Annotated in this window: 25 protein-coding genes and 1 pseudogene; 25 read left to right on the plus strand and 1 reads right to left on the minus strand. The window is 49.3% G+C overall.

Annotated features, from left to right (window positions below; translation table 11 throughout):
* Positions 1-35: 35 nt before the first annotated feature.
* From VFT49_01050 to VFT49_01095, 10 genes are all read left to right on the plus strand, one after another.
* Entirely contained in the window at positions 36-1,556 is a 1,521-nt protein-coding gene (locus VFT49_01050; protein HEU5004658.1) for a hypothetical protein, read from the plus strand.
* Positions 1,553-2,680: a glycosyltransferase family 4 protein gene (locus VFT49_01055; protein ID HEU5004659.1), complete on the plus strand. Its 1,128-nt coding sequence runs from the start codon at positions 1,553-1,555 to the stop codon at positions 2,678-2,680. The genes VFT49_01050 and VFT49_01055 overlap by 4 nt, the downstream gene beginning before the upstream one ends.
* 136 nt (positions 2,681-2,816) lie before the next feature.
* Positions 2,817-3,758, plus strand: a complete 942-nt coding sequence (locus VFT49_01060; protein ID HEU5004660.1) for an acyltransferase domain-containing protein — start codon at positions 2,817-2,819, stop codon at positions 3,756-3,758.
* A gap of 132 nt (positions 3,759-3,890) precedes the next feature.
* Positions 3,891-5,072, plus strand: coding sequence for an elongation factor Tu (gene tuf / locus VFT49_01065; GenBank protein ID HEU5004661.1), 1,182 nt, complete (start codon positions 3,891-3,893; stop codon positions 5,070-5,072).
* Positions 5,073-5,293: 221 nt separating this feature from the next.
* Positions 5,294-5,944 (plus strand): hypothetical protein, encoded by a 651-nt coding sequence (locus VFT49_01070; GenBank protein ID HEU5004662.1) that lies wholly within the window; start codon positions 5,294-5,296, stop codon positions 5,942-5,944.
* A 111-nt stretch (positions 5,945-6,055) separates the two neighbouring features.
* The gene (locus VFT49_01075) at positions 6,056-6,376 is read left to right on the plus strand and encodes a hypothetical protein (protein ID HEU5004663.1); all 321 of its coding nucleotides are present in this window, start codon (positions 6,056-6,058) and stop codon (positions 6,374-6,376) included.
* Positions 6,376-6,708 carry a 30S ribosomal protein S10 gene (gene rpsJ, locus VFT49_01080; GenBank protein HEU5004664.1) on the plus strand — a complete coding sequence of 111 codons (333 nt, stop codon included), beginning with the start codon at positions 6,376-6,378 and terminating at the stop codon, positions 6,706-6,708. Before VFT49_01075 ends, rpsJ begins: the two co-directional genes overlap by 1 nt.
* Positions 6,709-6,710: 2 nt before the next feature.
* On the plus strand, positions 6,711-7,037 hold the full coding sequence (locus tag VFT49_01085; protein ID HEU5004665.1) for a hypothetical protein: 327 nt from the start codon (positions 6,711-6,713) through the stop codon (positions 7,035-7,037).
* Between the two features lie 322 nt (positions 7,038-7,359).
* Positions 7,360-7,920: a hypothetical protein gene (locus VFT49_01090; protein HEU5004666.1), complete on the plus strand. Its 561-nt coding sequence runs from the start codon at positions 7,360-7,362 to the stop codon at positions 7,918-7,920.
* Positions 7,921-8,145: 225 nt separating this feature from the next.
* On the plus strand, positions 8,146-8,355 hold the full coding sequence (locus VFT49_01095; protein ID HEU5004667.1) for a hypothetical protein: 210 nt from the start codon (positions 8,146-8,148) through the stop codon (positions 8,353-8,355).
* An 85-nt stretch (positions 8,356-8,440) separates the two neighbouring features.
* Here the strand turns inward: VFT49_01095 and VFT49_01100 are convergent, their stop codons facing one another.
* Positions 8,441-9,013 carry a hypothetical protein gene (locus VFT49_01100; protein HEU5004668.1) on the minus strand — a complete coding sequence of 191 codons (573 nt, stop codon included), beginning with the start codon at positions 9,011-9,013 and terminating at the stop codon, positions 8,441-8,443.
* 870 nt (positions 9,014-9,883) lie between these two features.
* Here VFT49_01100 and rplC point away from each other — a divergent pair.
* From rplC to rpsN, 15 genes and pseudogenes are all read left to right on the plus strand, one after another.
* The gene (rplC, locus tag VFT49_01105) at positions 9,884-10,501 is read left to right on the plus strand and encodes a 50S ribosomal protein L3 (protein ID HEU5004669.1); all 618 of its coding nucleotides are present in this window, start codon (positions 9,884-9,886) and stop codon (positions 10,499-10,501) included.
* Positions 10,501-11,139 (plus strand): 50S ribosomal protein L4, encoded by a 639-nt coding sequence (gene rplD, locus VFT49_01110; protein HEU5004670.1) that lies wholly within the window; start codon positions 10,501-10,503, stop codon positions 11,137-11,139. Before rplC ends, rplD begins: the two co-directional genes overlap by 1 nt.
* Positions 11,132-11,458 carry a 50S ribosomal protein L23 gene (locus VFT49_01115; protein HEU5004671.1) on the plus strand — a complete coding sequence of 109 codons (327 nt, stop codon included), beginning with the start codon at positions 11,132-11,134 and terminating at the stop codon, positions 11,456-11,458. Before rplD ends, VFT49_01115 begins: the two co-directional genes overlap by 8 nt.
* Before the next feature lies 1 nt (position 11,459).
* Positions 11,460-12,296 carry a 50S ribosomal protein L2 gene (gene rplB / locus VFT49_01120; GenBank protein ID HEU5004672.1) on the plus strand — a complete coding sequence of 279 codons (837 nt, stop codon included), beginning with the start codon at positions 11,460-11,462 and terminating at the stop codon, positions 12,294-12,296.
* Between the two features lies 1 nt (position 12,297).
* Positions 12,298-12,567 carry a 30S ribosomal protein S19 gene (gene rpsS / locus VFT49_01125; GenBank protein HEU5004673.1) on the plus strand — a complete coding sequence of 90 codons (270 nt, stop codon included), beginning with the start codon at positions 12,298-12,300 and terminating at the stop codon, positions 12,565-12,567.
* Between the two features lie 10 nt (positions 12,568-12,577).
* A complete protein-coding gene (rplV, locus tag VFT49_01130) occupies positions 12,578-12,964 on the plus strand; it encodes a 50S ribosomal protein L22 (protein ID HEU5004674.1) in 387 nt (128 codons plus the stop codon).
* A gap of 26 nt (positions 12,965-12,990) precedes the next feature.
* Positions 12,991-13,194 carry a hypothetical protein gene (locus VFT49_01135; GenBank protein HEU5004675.1) on the plus strand — a complete coding sequence of 68 codons (204 nt, stop codon included), beginning with the start codon at positions 12,991-12,993 and terminating at the stop codon, positions 13,192-13,194.
* Between the two features lie 2 nt (positions 13,195-13,196).
* The gene (rpsC, locus tag VFT49_01140) at positions 13,197-13,826 is read left to right on the plus strand and encodes a 30S ribosomal protein S3 (GenBank protein ID HEU5004676.1); all 630 of its coding nucleotides are present in this window, start codon (positions 13,197-13,199) and stop codon (positions 13,824-13,826) included.
* A gap of 3 nt (positions 13,827-13,829) precedes the next feature.
* Positions 13,830-14,246: a 50S ribosomal protein L16 gene (gene rplP / locus VFT49_01145; GenBank protein HEU5004677.1), complete on the plus strand. Its 417-nt coding sequence runs from the start codon at positions 13,830-13,832 to the stop codon at positions 14,244-14,246.
* A 114-nt stretch (positions 14,247-14,360) separates the two neighbouring features.
* Positions 14,361-14,561 carry a 50S ribosomal protein L29 gene (gene rpmC, locus VFT49_01150; GenBank protein ID HEU5004678.1) on the plus strand — a complete coding sequence of 67 codons (201 nt, stop codon included), beginning with the start codon at positions 14,361-14,363 and terminating at the stop codon, positions 14,559-14,561.
* A gap of 113 nt (positions 14,562-14,674) precedes the next feature.
* Positions 14,675-14,905: pseudogene (rpsQ, locus tag VFT49_01155) on the plus strand (30S ribosomal protein S17).
* 75 nt (positions 14,906-14,980) lie between these two features.
* A complete protein-coding gene (rplN, locus tag VFT49_01160) occupies positions 14,981-15,352 on the plus strand; it encodes a 50S ribosomal protein L14 (protein HEU5004679.1) in 372 nt (123 codons plus the stop codon).
* A 17-nt stretch (positions 15,353-15,369) separates the two neighbouring features.
* A complete protein-coding gene (gene rplX / locus VFT49_01165) occupies positions 15,370-15,681 on the plus strand; it encodes a 50S ribosomal protein L24 (GenBank protein HEU5004680.1) in 312 nt (103 codons plus the stop codon).
* Positions 15,681-16,346 (plus strand): 50S ribosomal protein L5, encoded by a 666-nt coding sequence (gene rplE, locus VFT49_01170; protein ID HEU5004681.1) that lies wholly within the window; start codon positions 15,681-15,683, stop codon positions 16,344-16,346. Before rplX ends, rplE begins: the two co-directional genes overlap by 1 nt.
* Before the next feature lie 111 nt (positions 16,347-16,457).
* Entirely contained in the window at positions 16,458-16,727 is a 270-nt protein-coding gene (gene rpsN, locus VFT49_01175; protein ID HEU5004682.1) for a 30S ribosomal protein S14, read from the plus strand.
* The last annotated feature ends 54 nt before the right edge of the window (positions 16,728-16,781 follow it).

A 16,781-nucleotide genomic window follows, 5' to 3' on the forward strand; every position in this document is an offset into this window, starting at 1 on the left:
CTGCTCGCTTCTCCTATAGCTTGGATGATAAAATAATGCCAAGGATAGGTGGTGTGATTAAGAAAAAAGTCAGCGAGGCTTCTCCTAAACGTTTGCTTCCAGAGCAAGCGCTTCGTTCGGTTACATCTAAAAGCGGCCTGGGCGTTTACGCTAGTTCGGATACTTTATTCAAAGATGCCGTCTTCGGCCGTGACTCTTTGGAGGTGGCCGAAGACTTGTTATATACCAAGCCAAAGTTGGTCAAGAACATAATACTGACGATTGCCAGCCTGCAGGGCGAAAACCGCCACAGCGCCAACGAAGAAGAGCCTGGCAAAATCATCCACGAATACCGAACCACCACTATTGACGGTAAACCCATTGACCAAGTATCGTTGCAGATTTTTGACCGCCTAAGCCAGGAATGGGGCGGCTCGAGTACTGTTATGGCTTACTACGGCTCGATCGACTCCACGCCGCTATTCATTAGATTGTTAATAAGATACGTCCAAAAATACGGGCCCGGCATTTTGCTTGAGCGTGTCAAGCTCAGAAGCGGTGAGCTAGTATCGGTTTTAGAAGTCCTCGACAGAGCCGTTCAATGGATGCTTGATAAGCTTAGTGAGTCAAAGTGCGGATTATTAGAATACGTCCGCATAAATCCTCACGGGATTAAAAACCAGGCCTGGAAAGATTCTGACGAGTTTTACATGCACGCCAACGGCCGTCATGCCAACCACGAAAAGCCCATTGCTTCTATAGAAGTCCAGGCCCTGGCTTACGACGCACTGGTATTAACGGCGGAGCTTTTGCCATCTTGGTCAAAGTTAAAGCCAGTAGCCGCTCGTCTGCAAAAAAACACCGTAAAGCTGCTCTGGATGGAAAAAGAGCAGTATTTTGCCCTGGGATTTGACCACTCGGCCCGTAGTAGACGCCGTGTGCTTAAGGTTAGCACCGCGAATCCTGCCGAAATGCTTAATAGTCGTTTCTTTTTAGATATGGAAGAGACGGATCGTCAAAAATATGTAGGCGCGATTATCATGCACATTATGAGCTCGGATTTTTTGACCGATGCCGGTATCCGCAGCCGCTCACTCAGTGAAGCGAATTTGGTACACCACTGGGATTACCACGGCTCATTTGTTAGCTGGCCCAAAGAAACTTACGACATAGCTAATGGGCTACGGCTGCACGGTTTTCCCAGATTAGCGAACGAACTATTCAACCGCATCCTAAACATAACTCACGCTTCGCGCTCCTACCCGGAGTTTGTGTACGTCGACAGGCAAGGCCGGGTGCTGGGCACTGGCTTAGTTTCTAGCCACCACGGCGAGATTATTTTGGTCGAGGCCCAGAATCGCCCAGAAAGAATCCAGGCCTGGACGGTTTCTGCCGCTCTAGGCATTCTGGCCAGAGACAAAATGCCCAGACCTGATGCCGCCAGTGAATGGCAGAAGAAGCTCGAGAGTCAAATTCTAAAGTCAATTCCTCACGTGAACTTACTGAAATCCAAAAAGGAGCTTAACGCTCGCTACCCGTCATATCCTTACGAGCTAAAAGGCGGATTAACAAGATGAGAGTTGCCATTATCGCCCAACCGTACGTATCTGTTCCGCCAAAGAAATACGGTGGCACCGAAAGAGTTATTTTTAATCTTATAAACGGTCTTTTAGAGGCTGGCCACGAGCCTATTTTGATTGGTCCAGGCGACTCTAAGGTTGAGTGTGAGCTGATACCCACAGTCGAAAAATCAATTTTTTTCCCGCGCACCAAGTCCGGACTTGCTAAATTTAATAAAGAAATAGCCAAGATTAGTAGACGAACCGATAGGCTAATTAGGCAAACGTTGCCCAATGTCGACGTGATACACTCGCATGGTTTTGACATCCGCAAGTTTCAAGATTTTCCGAACGTTACCACCTTGCACGGCCCGATACTTTTTGACGATATAGAAGACTTGTTATCGCCAAAACGCAAAAACATGAATTATGTTTCGATATCAAAAAACCAGCAAACTGTTTTGCCGCAACTTAGTTATCTTGGTGTTGCCTACAACGGCGAGGATCCTAAAGATTTTCCGATAGTTAAAAAGCCGCAAAATTATGTCTGTTTTGTCGGCCGGTTTGACCGCGAAAAGAATCCTCATCTGGCTATACAACTGGCTATCCATTACGGCATCAAGATCAAGCTGGGTGGAAAAATAGACTATCTTGGCAACGACTATTTTGAATCTGAAATTAAGCCGTACATCAAACACCCTCTCGTTGAATACTTAGGCGAGCTCGGGCCTAAGGAAGTCGTAGAAGTTCTCAGCAAGGCAAAATGCAACTTGCACCCCACAGGTTTCAGGGAGCCTTTTGGTTTGACAGTGGTTGAGGCCGCCTACTGCGGTACGCCAACACTAGCTATTGCTCGCGGCTCAATGGCCGAGCTTATCGAAGACGGCCGAACAGGAATCTTAGTTGAAGATTTGATCGAGGGCTATAATCGCCTAGACGAATGCTTCGCGATGGATAGGGATTATATTGCGCATCGCGCCAGAATGTTATTTAACTACCAAGCAATGACCAGAAGCTATATTGAAGCCTATGAAAAAGCGATTGATATAGATAAGCGGCGCCGATCAGAAACTAATGCGCTGCGCAGCTTTGTTAAAAAAATTAGCCGCAATCCTTTTACGGATTACACCGTTATTCCTTAGGTCTCTTAAGTTGACCAGTGCGCAAGAATATTAGAGCAATATAAGAGGTTTATCGTACAGAATTAGCCACAACTCTTTCTTCGAGCAGGCGATAATTCGTTGACAACAGAGTGAAAATCGTTAAAATCAGGCCCAAATGAGTATCGAATGTGGAGCTAGCGAAAAGGCCTCGATAGAAATCCCTGGTCAAGGTGCTCCTTTTTATGAACTCGTCCGTGACCTGTCTGACCCCAATGTAGTCGGGAGTGAGGCCAACGAAGTTGTCCAAGAGGTGTTCGAGGAGGTCCAACAAGCCACAGGTATAGACGTAGAAGCGGCTGCCCGCGAAATGGCCGAAGGTAAGCTGGTTACCCCAAGCATCGCCCAGGTTGTACTCTATGCAGCCGGATATGCTGGCGGACGGGTACTTTTTAAGAAAGGCGTTAAAGCGGAATATTATCGGGGGCACAGCGCCTCGGCAATGGTTGCCGCCGGGTTGGCGGGCGTGATAGCCGTGCACGAAGGTGCTAAGTTAATGCAGAGGCGGGGCGAACATATGGCTGAAGCTGCTCATAACAACCCAGGCACGGTGGCGGTAACCGATCTATCGCTAGAGAAGTTGGCCGAAATTTGTAAAGCTTGCGGCGTTTATATGGCTAACCTCAATTCACCGGTGCAGACAATGATATCCGGACGAGTGCCCAACATTGTCCAGGCTCGAAAAATGATAAAGAGTCTAGGCTCAAGAGCGACAATTTTCAGGGATTGGAGCCAGGGCCCGGTGCATACGCCTTTTTTTCAAGAGGCCGAAGACAGATATCGCGCTGATCTGGCGGTACCGGAGGTGTCTGATCCGCAGGCGGGCTTCGTTAGGAACATCGATGGCGAGATAACGAATGATGCGGAAAGCATACGCGAAGACCTGGGCGGCATCGCTCAACAGGTTAACTGGACCAAAGGCGGTCTGGCTCTGCTTGCCTCTGGCGTGCGCAGGTTTGTAGAAATCAGTCCGAAAAGCCGCAAAATTACGTCCGGCTTAGCCCAAGATCTAAGTCCAGATCACGAAATCCAAACCGGGCATCTTTTTGACTACCTATAAGCAGAGCTTTACCTCTTTACAAACGGCTTGTCTTTACCTTATAATTAACTGGTATAACCGCATGGTGGCTATTGCTGCTATGCACTAAACAAGTAAATCAATTAACAAGTAACTAATTTAAGGAGTCCGAGAATGGCAGATTTTGATCGCAGTAAGCCGCACGTCAACGTTGGTACTATGGGCCATGTTGACCACGGTAAAACCACTTTAACCGCAGCTATTACCACTGTTTTAGCTAAAAAACTTCCAAGCGACGTAAACAAGCCGATCGCTTACGACCAGATCGACAACGCACCCGAAGAAAAACAGCGCGGTATTACCATCGCTACCTCACACCAGGAATACGAAAGCGAAAAGCGTCACTACGCTCACGTCGACATGCCTGGTCACGCTGACTACATCAAGAACATGATTACCGGTGCCGCCCAGATCGACGGCGCTATTTTGGTAGTTTCTGCCGCTGACGGCCCGATGCCTCAGACTCGCGAGCACGTGCTTTTGGCCCGCCAGGTTGGCGTTCCTAAAATCCTTGTTTTCTTAAACAAGATGGACCTTGCTGATCCAGAACTGGTTGAGCTTGTTGAAGAAGACGTTCGCGACCTGCTGGCCAAGAACGACTTCGACCGTGACTGCCCAATCATCAAGGGTTCTGCTACTAAAGCTTTGGAAGGCGACGCCGCTAACGAAGACGCTATCATGGAGCTCGTTCACGCTATGGATGACTATATTCCAGAGCCACAGCGCGACCTCGATAAGCCATTCCTAATGCCGGTGGAAGACGTTTTCTCAATCAAAGGCCGCGGTACTGTTGCTACCGGCCGTGTTGAGCAAGGTGTCGTAAAGGTTAACGAAGAAGTCGAAATTGTTGGTATCCGCCCAACTACCAAATCTGTCGTCACCGGTGTTGAAATGTTCAAGAAGAACCTTGACCAAGGTCAGGCTGGTGACAACGTTGGTGTTCTGCTCCGCGGTGTTGAGCGCGATGACATTGAGCGCGGCCAGGTTCTTTGTAAGCCAGGCTCTATCACTCCGCACACTGAATTTGACGCTGAAGTCTATATCCTCACCAAAGAGGAAGGCGGCCGCCACACTCCTTTCTTCAAGGGTTACAAGCCGCAGTTCTACTTCCGTACCACGGACGTAACTGGCGAAGTTGAGCTCCCTGCAGACAAAGAAATGGTTATGCCAGGTGATACTGTAACCTTCAAGGTTAAGTTGATGGCTCCAATTGCTATGGACCAAGGTTTGCGCTTCGCTATCCGCGAAGGCGGCCGGACGGTCGGCGCTGGGGTTGTTACCAAGATCGACAAATAAGCAGCAACTACTGCAACGAAAAAGCCTCGGATAAAACCGAGGCCTTTTCTTTTTGGCTATTTTCGCAGTTTTTGCTCCGAGGCTCGCTCATCGTACCATTACGTACGACTCGCTCGCTTCTCGCAAAGAACTACAAAACTATCTCAAAATGCAGCACTTGCTTGAACGAACCACTAAACTAGCTGTAATATAGAGGATAAGCGGTGGGCAGAAGGGTTGTCATGGACAGCATCGTCCACTTTTTTAATTCCAATTTTTTTATAGCCATCGTTACGTTAGCAGTAGGGTCTGCCGCCTATTTCGTTTATAAAAAACAGCAAAAGGATCACAAAAAGGATGCAGCGAATATAATTTTGCTGGAAATTCAAAACGCTGAGAGAGAAATTAAAAAGGTCAAGTCTTCAATTGCTAACGAACAGCTCAAGCAAGACCTTCAAGTAATGCCCCTGGAAAGCTGGAGCAAATACAAGTACTTATTTGTTAGAGACTTTGACCGAGATGAATGGGATGCAATATCTGATTTTTACAGCAGATGCCTGCTCATAGACGAGGCGGTCAAATATAATAACTCTGCCTTCTGGGACGATGTGGCACAAATTCGTGTCAATAAACAACGAGCACTAGCATATTATGCTAAGACAGCGGTGGACGAATTAGACACTTCTCCCGAGGATGATGTTAAAGCTGAGTACATAAGAAAGTCAGATGCTTTTAACCTTTTTTACGCTGATTTAGAGCGGCAAGGAAAGTTTGGCTACGCTCCCGTTAAGCCAATTAACGATACAAAACTATACCTAGACGATCTGCAGATTAATTTATCTCAAACCACAGTCGGAACAAAACTAAAGCAACTGGCGAAAGTTAACATTTAACACTTTCTTTAAACTCAACTCTATTGTATAATCGCCTCTGTTAACTAATCGCGTGCGAGAACTTGGCGGTCACTCATAATCCCGTTCAAGATTACGCCGCAAGGAGAACCAATGGCGGCGGTAAGCCCCAACCAGTTCCAGGAAGTCTATTCTGATATGGGCAGCAATCCGCTGATCAGAGAGGTGTATCACGCTCAGTTCGGCTTTATTCAAATCGAGGTGCCGGAAGGTACCGACGAAACCAAGGCTGAGGTGCGTTTTTTGGAGCAAGGCTGGGAACCCTACCAGGCCAATGCCGTTGGTATATCAAGAGAAGGCTTTGTGGCTTCCCTGTCGGACGAGGGCAGGGTGAGGCAGTTTGCTGCTCTTGTGTTGCACGATCAGTTACAACAACTAGCTAACAATGAACAAAATGAAGAAAGGATTCATTAATGGCTGAAGCCAAAGAACAAAACGATGGTAAGCAGCGGATTCGCATTCGCCTGAAGGCTTACGACCACAAAGTAATCGACCAAAGCGCCAAGCAAATTGTAGATACCGCCTTGCGTACTGGCGCCAAGATTGCCGGGCCGATTCCGCTACCGACTCGCAAGAGTACTTTTACGGTGGTTAAAAGCCCGCATGTCTATAAAAAAGGCCGCGAGCAGTTCGAGATGCGCGTGCACAAACGCCTTATCGACATTACTGATCCAACGCCCAAAACCATCGACAGCCTGATGAATCTCAGCCTGCCGGCTGGTTGTGACGCCGAAATCAAAATGTAGTCATGAAGATTGAAGACTTAGGCAGATCGTTTTCAGGGGATGGTGACGTAGTCCTGAGGCGGTTTGCTACTTCGTCGCCACTTAGCGTAGGACTTCTATCAACCGAGTTAGACAATCTAGTGGACACTCCTGCGGAAGTTACTGCGCAAACAGATGATTCCACATGGATTATCGGATCCATAAGTTTGGGCAAAATATTCATCGATTTTGTTGATGTACGCACTGAAAGCGAAAGGTTACCAATTGAAATAGTGGCCTCACGCGATAAGATCAAGCAAGTGTTTACTTCTGATGAATCGGTCGTAGAGCTTGTGACCTCGCTGATGTGAGGAAAGTCACAGCGACGATTCAGCTTCGTAAGGTTAAATATAAGCGTGGGCGGAACTAAAAAACTGAGACATGTTTATAAGTCCGCTGAAAAAGAACCCGAGATGACGGGTTCTTTTTAGTTTTAATTTATCTATTAAAAAATTAGCAACTATCCCGTGAGCGTGGTCACAGCTTAATGGTTTTAAGCTTTTAAAATAATAGGTTGCTCTGGAGATAGTTCAGAGCAAAGGTAGCCGAGCTTTATCAACCGAAAGGAGGATTTTGCGGCTACAACACAAGCTATCGTTTCTCAACCATCTACCCTGTAAGGAGGGTATAGACGTGAGTGAAGGAAGACTGGCCGGGATCCTGGGCGTTGCCTGCCGCGATCTGCGTGAGGGTCGCAACCTGCACGCCCTGCAGCTGTTCGGTTCGCTGGTGGGGGTGGAGTTCACCTACCAGCGGGACGCCCGACTGGGCGAGGCAACGGCCTTGGCTCGCATGGGTCGCTTCTCGGAGGCCGAGGACAAGCTCCAGCAGATCGTGAACGACTACTCGGAGCGGACGGTCTTCAAGGCCGACTCGCTCCGGGCACTGGCCGAGGTGCGGATCGTTCTGGGCAACCTCGAGGGGATCGACGACATCCTCGAGGAGGCCGCCCAGATCTACCAGATCCACAGCTTCACCCGGCCCTGCGGTGCGATCGTGCATCTGCAGGCCCTGGTGGCCATGCGCCGCGGTGACATGGACGAAGCCGTGGAGAAGATCCGGTGGGCCACGACGCTCACCGAGATCAAGATCCCCGACGTCGTGCCGGCGGGCTTCGGCAGCATCGAGCCCCTGCACGACGGAACCGTGTCCGAGTCGACCGAGCTCATGACGCTGGTGACCAGCGCTGGCTAGGAGGCGGTAGCCCTAAAAACCCGGGTGGGATGGCGACCGCGGCTTTTACATAGCGCGGCAACGCCCCCGCCCGGGGCACTTCCGCCATTTTGGATGTTAGTAAGATATTCAGTGCTCTAAAGCGGTGATTTTTTACGACATGCCGGTTAGTTAATCTACAGAGGGCTAGCTCTGGCTCACTTACTATGGTAAGTGCCATTAATTAACGAAAAGAGGAGGGAATATATGGCAGATTCTAAAAACCCAGGTCAATTTGGCAATCGTCCTGATACAACAGATGCGGCACGGGCCGGCGGTAAAGCGAGTAGCGGCTCGTTTGGCGACGCTAACAGCGCCGACCCCAGCGAAGCCGGTCGCAAGGGCGCAAAAGCCCAGCCTATTGAGGCTAAGCGTGAAGGTGGCCGAAAGGGTGGTTCCGCTTCAAGAAGCAGCTAGCCCCACGGCTGTAACTTGAAGAAGCCCGGCTGTTTAACAAACTAGCCCTCACCGTTAAAAGAGACCTGCTTGCCCCGGGTCTCTTTTATTTTGCCTGAATTACCTTATAGCCCGACCGCCAAGAAATTATTAGCAGTCTTTCCACCTCATTCCAGTCTGGCGGATTTTCTTGCCAATCACCCTCGTGGTTGGGCAGCATCATTGCTGCCGCCCTATATTTGGCGTAGGTTTTTAAGCCAGAGGCGGGCACGTTATATATAGCAGCGGCGCTTTCGGCCAGACTGGCCTCTAAAGTCTTTTTATATTTCTCGGGGTAGCGGTGGATATCCCACCACTCTAGTTCCAGTTCGGCGGCCTTTTTGTAGTCAAATGGCTCAGTGCAGTTATCTGATATAGCTTTATAGAATTTTGTTAAGTTTTTTAGTGTTTTTTGATAGTTTTCACGGCCCTTTTTTAAACGGTAGTCAGTGGCCGCAGCAGCAGCGTAATAGGCTAACTTGAGTGTTGCGACCCAGTTTGTTCTGAGCTGAGTCCTCATTAGCTGGATCAATTGTAAAAACATCTTAAAAAAACGGTGATTATAATAGGAACGCCACATTTGAGCGTCCAGGTGAGCAACTTTTTCCCAATCAAACCTTCTTAAGTTAGCCTTAGCCATAGCAAAAGTATTATAAAAGTGAGTTGATTCGGCAAGTAGCGCTAAGTGGTCTGGGGTGGCGGCCGTTGCCAGCTACCACCCCAGACTAAAAATCGTATCACCCTCTCCGTCGTAATGCTTTACGAGGGAGAAGCTCCTCGAGGAACTCCAACACCGATGTCGGTGTGAAGTGGATGACGAAGAGCCAGATGTAGCGGGCGGGGGCGAACGCGTAGCCGACGAAGGTCATCAGGCCGTGGTTGAAGCGTGCCCGTGCCCTGCTGGGAGTCCAGACGGGCCAGACCACCTCACAGGCCCCAGATGGAGATCGTGAGGATGGCGGTGAGGGCAATCGCGGCCAGCGCGAGTCCCCCAAGCCACTTGAGCTCGTTGAGCATTAACGTTCCTTCCTGCCTCTTCTCTCGAGGCGGTCGCTAGGGTCAGTTGCTACTTGCCGAAAGGTTCCCGTCGATAAGGTTGTAGGCAATAAAGCGAACCTTATGACGAAGGGTTTATTATAACATTTTTACTCAACTATGTCTACAACTATGTAATGGAGTCTCGAATAGGCTCTTTGTAATATTCTCAACAGACCTGCCCAGCACCTAGCTCCAAGAACGTCCGTCTTAGCGGACGTTTATGAAATACTTGGAGCTAGGTGCTGGGTTGGCAGCTGCAAAATCAACCGTTATTGTAGAATTAACTTCGCATTGACCGGTGTTAGGGTTTTGTGATAATCTGTTTTGGTAAAAGCAGCTTTAGATCTTGGTTCCTGAGTCAAGTCTGCCCTAATAACAGAGGTAGAAACTGCCAGGACCAAGAATTTTTAAAGTGCGGACCCATTAATTATGGGCGTTGCTTTTTACGCTAACAATGAAAAGGAACCACTAAGTGAAGGCCCTTATAACAAGAAAAGTAGGCATGACAAGCGTGATCAACGAAGATGGCGCTGCTGTTGCCGTTACCCTACTTTCGGCTACTCCCAACGTTATAACTCAAATCAAAACCGACGAAACAGACGGTTATAAGGCCTTAGCTTTTGGTTTCGAAGAAAAAAGTGCTGACAAGGCCGGCAAGACAGCCAAGGGTCAATTTAAACTCGCTGGTATTATGCCAAAGATTGTCCGCGAGTTCCGCATTAATGAATTACCAGAAGAAACAAAAGTCGGCGATAAAATAAGCGCCGACGTTTTTAATGTTGGAGACACAGTAGATGTCACTGGCACCAGCAAGGGCAAGGGCTGGGCCGGCACAATTAAGCGCCACAACTTCCATCGCGGCCGCAAGACGCACGGTGGTCGCAGCTATCGTCGCCCAGGTTCTATTGGCTCTATGTATCCACAGCATATCTTTAAAGGCACAAAAATGGCTGGCCGCATGGGCCACGACCAAGTTACGGTCAAGCGCCTAAAGGTTGCTCTAGTTGATACTGATTTGAATGTTATTGGCGTCGAGGGTTCTGTGCCAGGCCCCCGTAAAAGCATAGTTCTTATAAAGGAGGCCAAATAATGTCGGTTGCTACCTACACCAAGGGTGGCGCTAAAGCCACTACTCCAGCCAAGCTGAATAAAGCCGTGTTTGGCGTAGAAGTAACCAATCACGAATTATTAAAAGATGCTTATCTGGCTTATCTGGCTAACGCTCGTCCTAACTTGGCTGTTGCCAAGAAACGCGGTGAAGTAAGTGGTGGTGGCCGCAAGCCGTGGCGCCAGAAAGGTACTGGCCGGGCCCGCTTTGGTTCAAGCCGTAACCCGATTTGGACTGGCGGTGGCGTGGCTTTTGGCCCAAATGGCAATGAAAACTATAGCCGCAAGTTGAACACGGCTGCTAAGCGCACGGCTATTCGTCAAGCTTTGAGCATGGCTAACAAAGAAAATCGTATTAAAGTTATTGAAAAATTTGTAAGTGACGGCAAGGTTAAGCCGGCCGTAGCTTTGCTGGCCAAGATCGAAGCTAATGGAAACGTTTTGTTGGTGGTGGCCAACAAAGATGAAGCAGCCGTTCGTGCTACCCGCAATATCAAGAACGTTAGAACAGTTGCCGCTAACTACTTAAATGTTTACGATCTTATGAACGCTGACGTTATCGTTATGGAAAACGAAGCCTTAAAGGCAGTACACGGTTGGCTGGGAGGCAATAATGAGTAAGTCAGTATTCTTAAAGCCGCGCTTGAGCGAGAAAGCCTATGCAACCAGCGAGGTCACCAATACTTATGTTTTTGATGTTCCAGCTGATATGAACAAGCATGCCATTGCTGACGCCGTAGCTGCTCAGTATGAAGTTACGGTTACCAATGTTCGGATTACCAATATTCCTGGTAAGGCCAAAAAGCTTTATCGTAAGCGCACCCGTGGTATTGAAACCAAGCGTAATGATGTCCGTAAGGCTTACGTAACTTTAAAGCAAGGCGATAACCTGCCATTCTTTGCCGGCAGCGAAGCTGAAGCAGGCGAGGAGGCTAAGTAATATGGCTATCAAGGCTTACAATCCAACTACTCCAGGTCGCCGTGGTATGAGCACGCAGGATTTTGATGCTATCACTACTAAAAAGCCTGTTAAGAGCTTGCTGCGCATCAAAAAATCCACTGCTGGTCGCAACAACCAAGGCCGCATCACTACTCGCCACAAGGGCGGCGGGGTTAAGAACTACTATCGTTTAGTTAACTTCAAACTACCTGTCGGTACGGAGGCTACTGTTGAGCACATTGAATACGACCCAAATCGTAGTGCCCGAATTGCCCGCGTCAAAGACCAAAATGGCGCTCTGCACTATATATTAGCCGTTCGTGGCATGCGCCCAGGTCAGAAGTTTACTGTTGCCGAAGAAACCAGCATTGAGTCTGGCAATCGTTTGCCGCTCAAGAGCATTCCAACCGGTACTGTTATCCACGCTATCGAACTGCAACCGGGCCGTGGTGCTCAGCTGGTCCGCACCGCCGGCGCTGGTGCCCAGCTAGTTGCTAAAGAAGAAGATTACGCTCAGGTTCGCCTGCCAAGCGGTGAGGTTCGCATGATTAATGTTGAGTGCATGGCTACCATAGGTGTAATTGGTAATGAGCAGCATCAAAATATCCAAGTTGGTAAAGCCGGCCGCAACCGCTTAAAGGGTAAACGCCCAACTGTTCGCGGTGTAGTAATGAACGCCGCCGACCACCCTCACGGTGGTGGTGACGGTGGTCGTCACCGTATGGCCCGCCCGCCCGTAACTCCGTGGGGTCAGAAGACTTTGGGCTATAAGACTCGCCGCCGAAAAGCAAGTAGCAAGTTTATTGTAAGAACACGTCATCAAGGAAAGAGGAGATAGTATGAGCCGCTCACTGAAAAAAGGTCCATATGTTGACCCTAAACTAGCTAAGAAGATTGCCGCCCTGAACTCGGATGACCGCACGGTCGTTAAAACCTGGGCCCGTGCCAGCACTATCTCTCCTGATTTTGTTGGTCGCACTGTTGCTGTTCATAACGGCCGTGTGCACGTACCGGTCTTCATTACCGAAAACATGGTTGGTCACAAGCTTGGCGAATTCGCTCCAACCCGTAAGTTCCGCTCGCACGGTGGAAAGTTAGCCAAAGGTTAAGGATTAAATTATGCCAGTTAAAGCAATTTCAAAAGGAGTTCGCATCAGCCCGCGCAAAGTCAGCGTGGTGGCGGCGTTGGTTCGTGGCCGAACTGTTGAGGATGCCATCGTAATTCTTGACCACACACCGCGTCGCAGCGCTAAAGCCGTTAAGGAAACCATTAAGAGCGCGGCTGCTAATGCCGAGCACAACCATAATTTTAAGCCAACTAGCTTGTTTATCTCTGAGATTTCCGTAACTCCGGGTCCACGCCTTAAGCGCTATCGCCCAGCTGCTCGTGGCCGCGCCCTGCCATTTGAGCGAAAGACCAGCCACATCCGCGTTGTTGTTGACGGAGATCAGCGTGAGATTAAAAAGACGACCACCAAAGTCACTACCGAGAAGGAGGCCAAATAATGAGTGAATTTGGAAGAGGGGTTCCTGTGGGAGAGGCTTTAGAATTCGATCGCACCAATGAAGGCGACAGAGCTGTTGTTAGCATCGAAAATATTGACCCACGCACTTTGGCGGCTGTTCTGAGGGAAAAGAAAAGCACCGGTTCGCCGGATGGCGAATCTGGATTTATTCCAGAAGGTGCGATAGGAAAAACCGTAGGTTTGTCCTATGAACGACCGGAGGGAGTGTAGTTATGGGCCAAAAAGTAAATCCAATCAGCATGCGTTTACAAGTCAACAAAGATTGGCGCTCTAAGTGGTTTGCCGGCAAGCGCGAATACGCCAACTACCTCAAGCAGGATTTGGCTGCCCGCAAGCTCATTGCCGACAAACTTGGTTCTCGCGCCGCTGTATCTAAGGTTGATATCGAACGCTCGCCAAACCTAGTCACCGTAACTATCCAGACTGCTAAGGCCGGTGTTGTTATTGGCCGTGGCGGTTCCGGCGCCGCTGAACTCAAAGAGGCTATCGAAAAACTTTATGGTGTTCCGACCCGCGTAAACATCGAAGAGATTAAGCGCCCTGAGCTGCAGGCCAAGCTGGTTGCCGAAAATATTGCCCACCAGCTAGAACGCCGTATTGCCTTCCGCCGCGCCATGAAAATGGCCGCTGCCGGCAGTATGCGTGCTGGCGCTAAGGGCATTCGCATAGAAGTTTCCGGTCGCCTAGGCGGTATGGAAATGAGCCGTCGCGAAAAAATTACTGAAGGCTCTGTGCCTCTGCACACGCTTCGCGCTGACATTGACTACGCTGCTGCCCGCGCTCTTTACCCGGGTGCCGGCATCATTGGTGTTAAAGTTTGGATCTACCGAGGGGAGACCTAAGCCATGTTAATGCCATCCCGAACTAAGTACCGCAAAGTGCGCAAAGGCAAGATCCACGGCGGCAAAGCTACCGCCCTATCTACTATTGCCTACGGCCGCTACGGACTGGTTAGCCAAGACAAGGAACGCATTAATAGCCGCCAGATCGAGGCTGCCCGCCAGGCTATGACCCGTTACGTTAAACGTGGCGGTCAGATCTGGATCCGTATTTTCCCGCACACCCCAGTTACCCGTAAGCCACAAGACGTGAAGATGGGTAGCGGCAAAGGTAATCCAGAATTTTTTGTTGCCAAGGTTAAGCCAGGGACCATCATGTTTGAGATGGACGGCGTGCCAGAAGAAGTAGCTCGCGAAGCTATGCGCCTTGCTGGTCACAAACTACCTGTTAAGACCAAGTTTTTAGTTAAGGAGGAGGCGTAATGGTTTCTTTTGCTAAAAGGGAAAAGATAGCCCAGGCAAAAACCACGCTTTTTGCCTGGCGCGATAAGAAAAACCGCAGGTTTGTCTTATCTGAAGTTAAGGAGGAGGCATAAGATGAAAATTGCTGAAATCCGCAAGCTAAAAACAGAGGAACTGACCAAGCAAAGCAACTCATTGCGTGAAGAAATTGCCGAATTAAAGCGCCGGCTATATAGCGGCGAAGTATCTAACACCCGTGTTATCCGCTCTAAGCGCAAAGATTTAGCCCGAGTATTAACAGTTTTACAAGAACAACTAACCAAGGAGGCCCAATAAATGACCTCTTCCATTTTTAGGGAAAAGACAGCCCGACAAAATGTATTCCATTTTGCCGGCGCGATAGGAAAAACCGTAGGTTTGTCCTATGAACGACCGGAGGGAGTGTAGATATGGCCCGTTCAATTACCGGCACTGTGACTAGCGATAAAGGCGACAAGACTATCGTCATTACTATGCGCGTCCGCAAAACCCACCCCCTATATAAGAAGCAGTACACAGTCGATACCAAATTTATGGCCCATGACGAAAAGAACGAGGCTAAAGTTGGCGATCTAGTCATGATCACCGAATGCCGCCCTTTGAGCGCCCGCAAACGCTTCCAGTTGACCAAAGTGTTGGAGCGCGGCGGGGTTCGCTTTGAAGAATCTGACGCTACAGCTGATATCCCGCAAGAAGAGAAAGAAGGAGAAGCTTAAATGATTCAGCAAGAATCCCGCCTGCTTGTTGCCGATAACAGTGGCGCCCGCTCACTTCTTTGCATTCGTGTTCTAGGCGGTTCGCGCCGCCGATACGCCCGCGTTGGCGACATTATTGTTGCTAGCGTCAAAACCGCTAACCCAGCTGGCGGCGTAAAGCGCAAGAGCATCGTTAAGGCGGTAGTAGTGCGTACTCGTAATCCGATTCGCCGCGCTGATGGCAGCACTATTCGCTTTGATGACAACGCCGCTGTAGTACTCGCCGAGGATGGCAAGAGTCCACGTGGTACCCGTATCTTTGGCCCGGTTCCACGCGAACTGCGCGAGCAAGGTTACAGCCGAATTATTTCACTAGCTCCGGAGGTACTGTAATGGATAAGATCTTTAAGATCCGGCTAAAAAAAGGCGATACTGTTATGGTTCGCTCAGGTAAATATAAGGGTAAAACCGGTAAAATCACGGCCGTTCATCCCAGAGAAAACAAAGTAACAGTCGAAGGCATCAATGTGGTTAAGCGCCACCGCAAACCCACTCAACTTCGGCCTCAAGGCGGTATTTTTGAGATTACAAAGCCGATTGACGTTAGTAAGGTTGGAGTTTTGGACTCAGTAGCCAAAAAGCCTTCGCGAATTGGCTTTAAGATCGACAAAGATGGCAAAAAAGTTCGTGTTTTAAAGACCAGCGGAAAGGAGATTAAGTAATGGCTACGTCTCCTGATGTAAGGAAAAAGAGCAGCCCGAGCGGCGATTCACTCGACGCCCGGCGCGATGAGAAAAAACCATCGGTTTTGTCTCATAAGGCCGAAGGCCGCAGTTACGAATCTCGCTTGAAAGTGGCCTACAACACTAAATTCGCTCGTGAACTCAAAGACGAGCTTAAGCTAGATAACATCAACCAGGTTCCAAAGTTAGAGAAGATTACAATTAACGTTGGCCTGGGTCGTGCCAAAGACGATAAACGCTTGCTGGAAGTTGCTGCCAATACTATCCGCAAAATTACTGGTCAGCAACCAATCGAAACTGTGGCCAAACAGTCAATCGCAACCTTTAAGCTGCGCGAAGGTAACAAAATCGGTATGAAGGTTACCTTACGCGGCGACCGTATGTACGATTTTGCCGATCGCTTGATCAACATTGTTCTCCCACGTCTGCGCGACTTTCACGGCACTAGCAACCGGGCTTTTGACCGCCAAGGCAACTACAGTATTGGCCTAACCGACCAGTCGGTCTTCCCCGAACTTAGTTACGAAGATACAGCTACCGCTCACGGGCTTCAGGTAGTGTTTACTATCCGGACCCAAGAGCCAGATCACGCTAAAGCACTGCTGAAGAAATTCGGCATGCCATTTGAGAAGGAGAATTCCTAAAATGTTGAATTTAGTAATGGAAAAGAGCAGCCAGAGTTTGGATTCACTCCAAACCCTGCGCGATGAGAAAAACCGCAGGTCTGTCTCATGCTCTGATAAGGAGGATAAATAATGGCCAAGAAATCAATCCTCGCGCGTGATGCGAAACGAGACAAAATGATCGCTAAATACGCCGCTAAGCGCGCCGAACTCAAAGCAGTCGGTGATTACGAAGGCCTAGCCAAATTGCCTCGCAATTCTAGCCCGACCCGTCACACTAACCGCTGCGCCGAGACAGGCCGCCCACGCGGATTTATGCGTCAGTTTGGTTTATCTCGCATTGCTTTCCGCGAGCACGCCAGCCGGGGCGAAGTTCCAGGCGTAACAAAGAGTAGTTGGTAAGAATATATGAGTACATTCCATTTAATAAGGGAAAAGAGTAGCACCGGTCCGGCA

It is taken from the genome of Candidatus Saccharimonadales bacterium, from assembly GCA_035758565.1.
Lineage (GTDB): Bacteria > Patescibacteriota > Saccharimonadia > Saccharimonadales > UBA10212 > DASTXL01.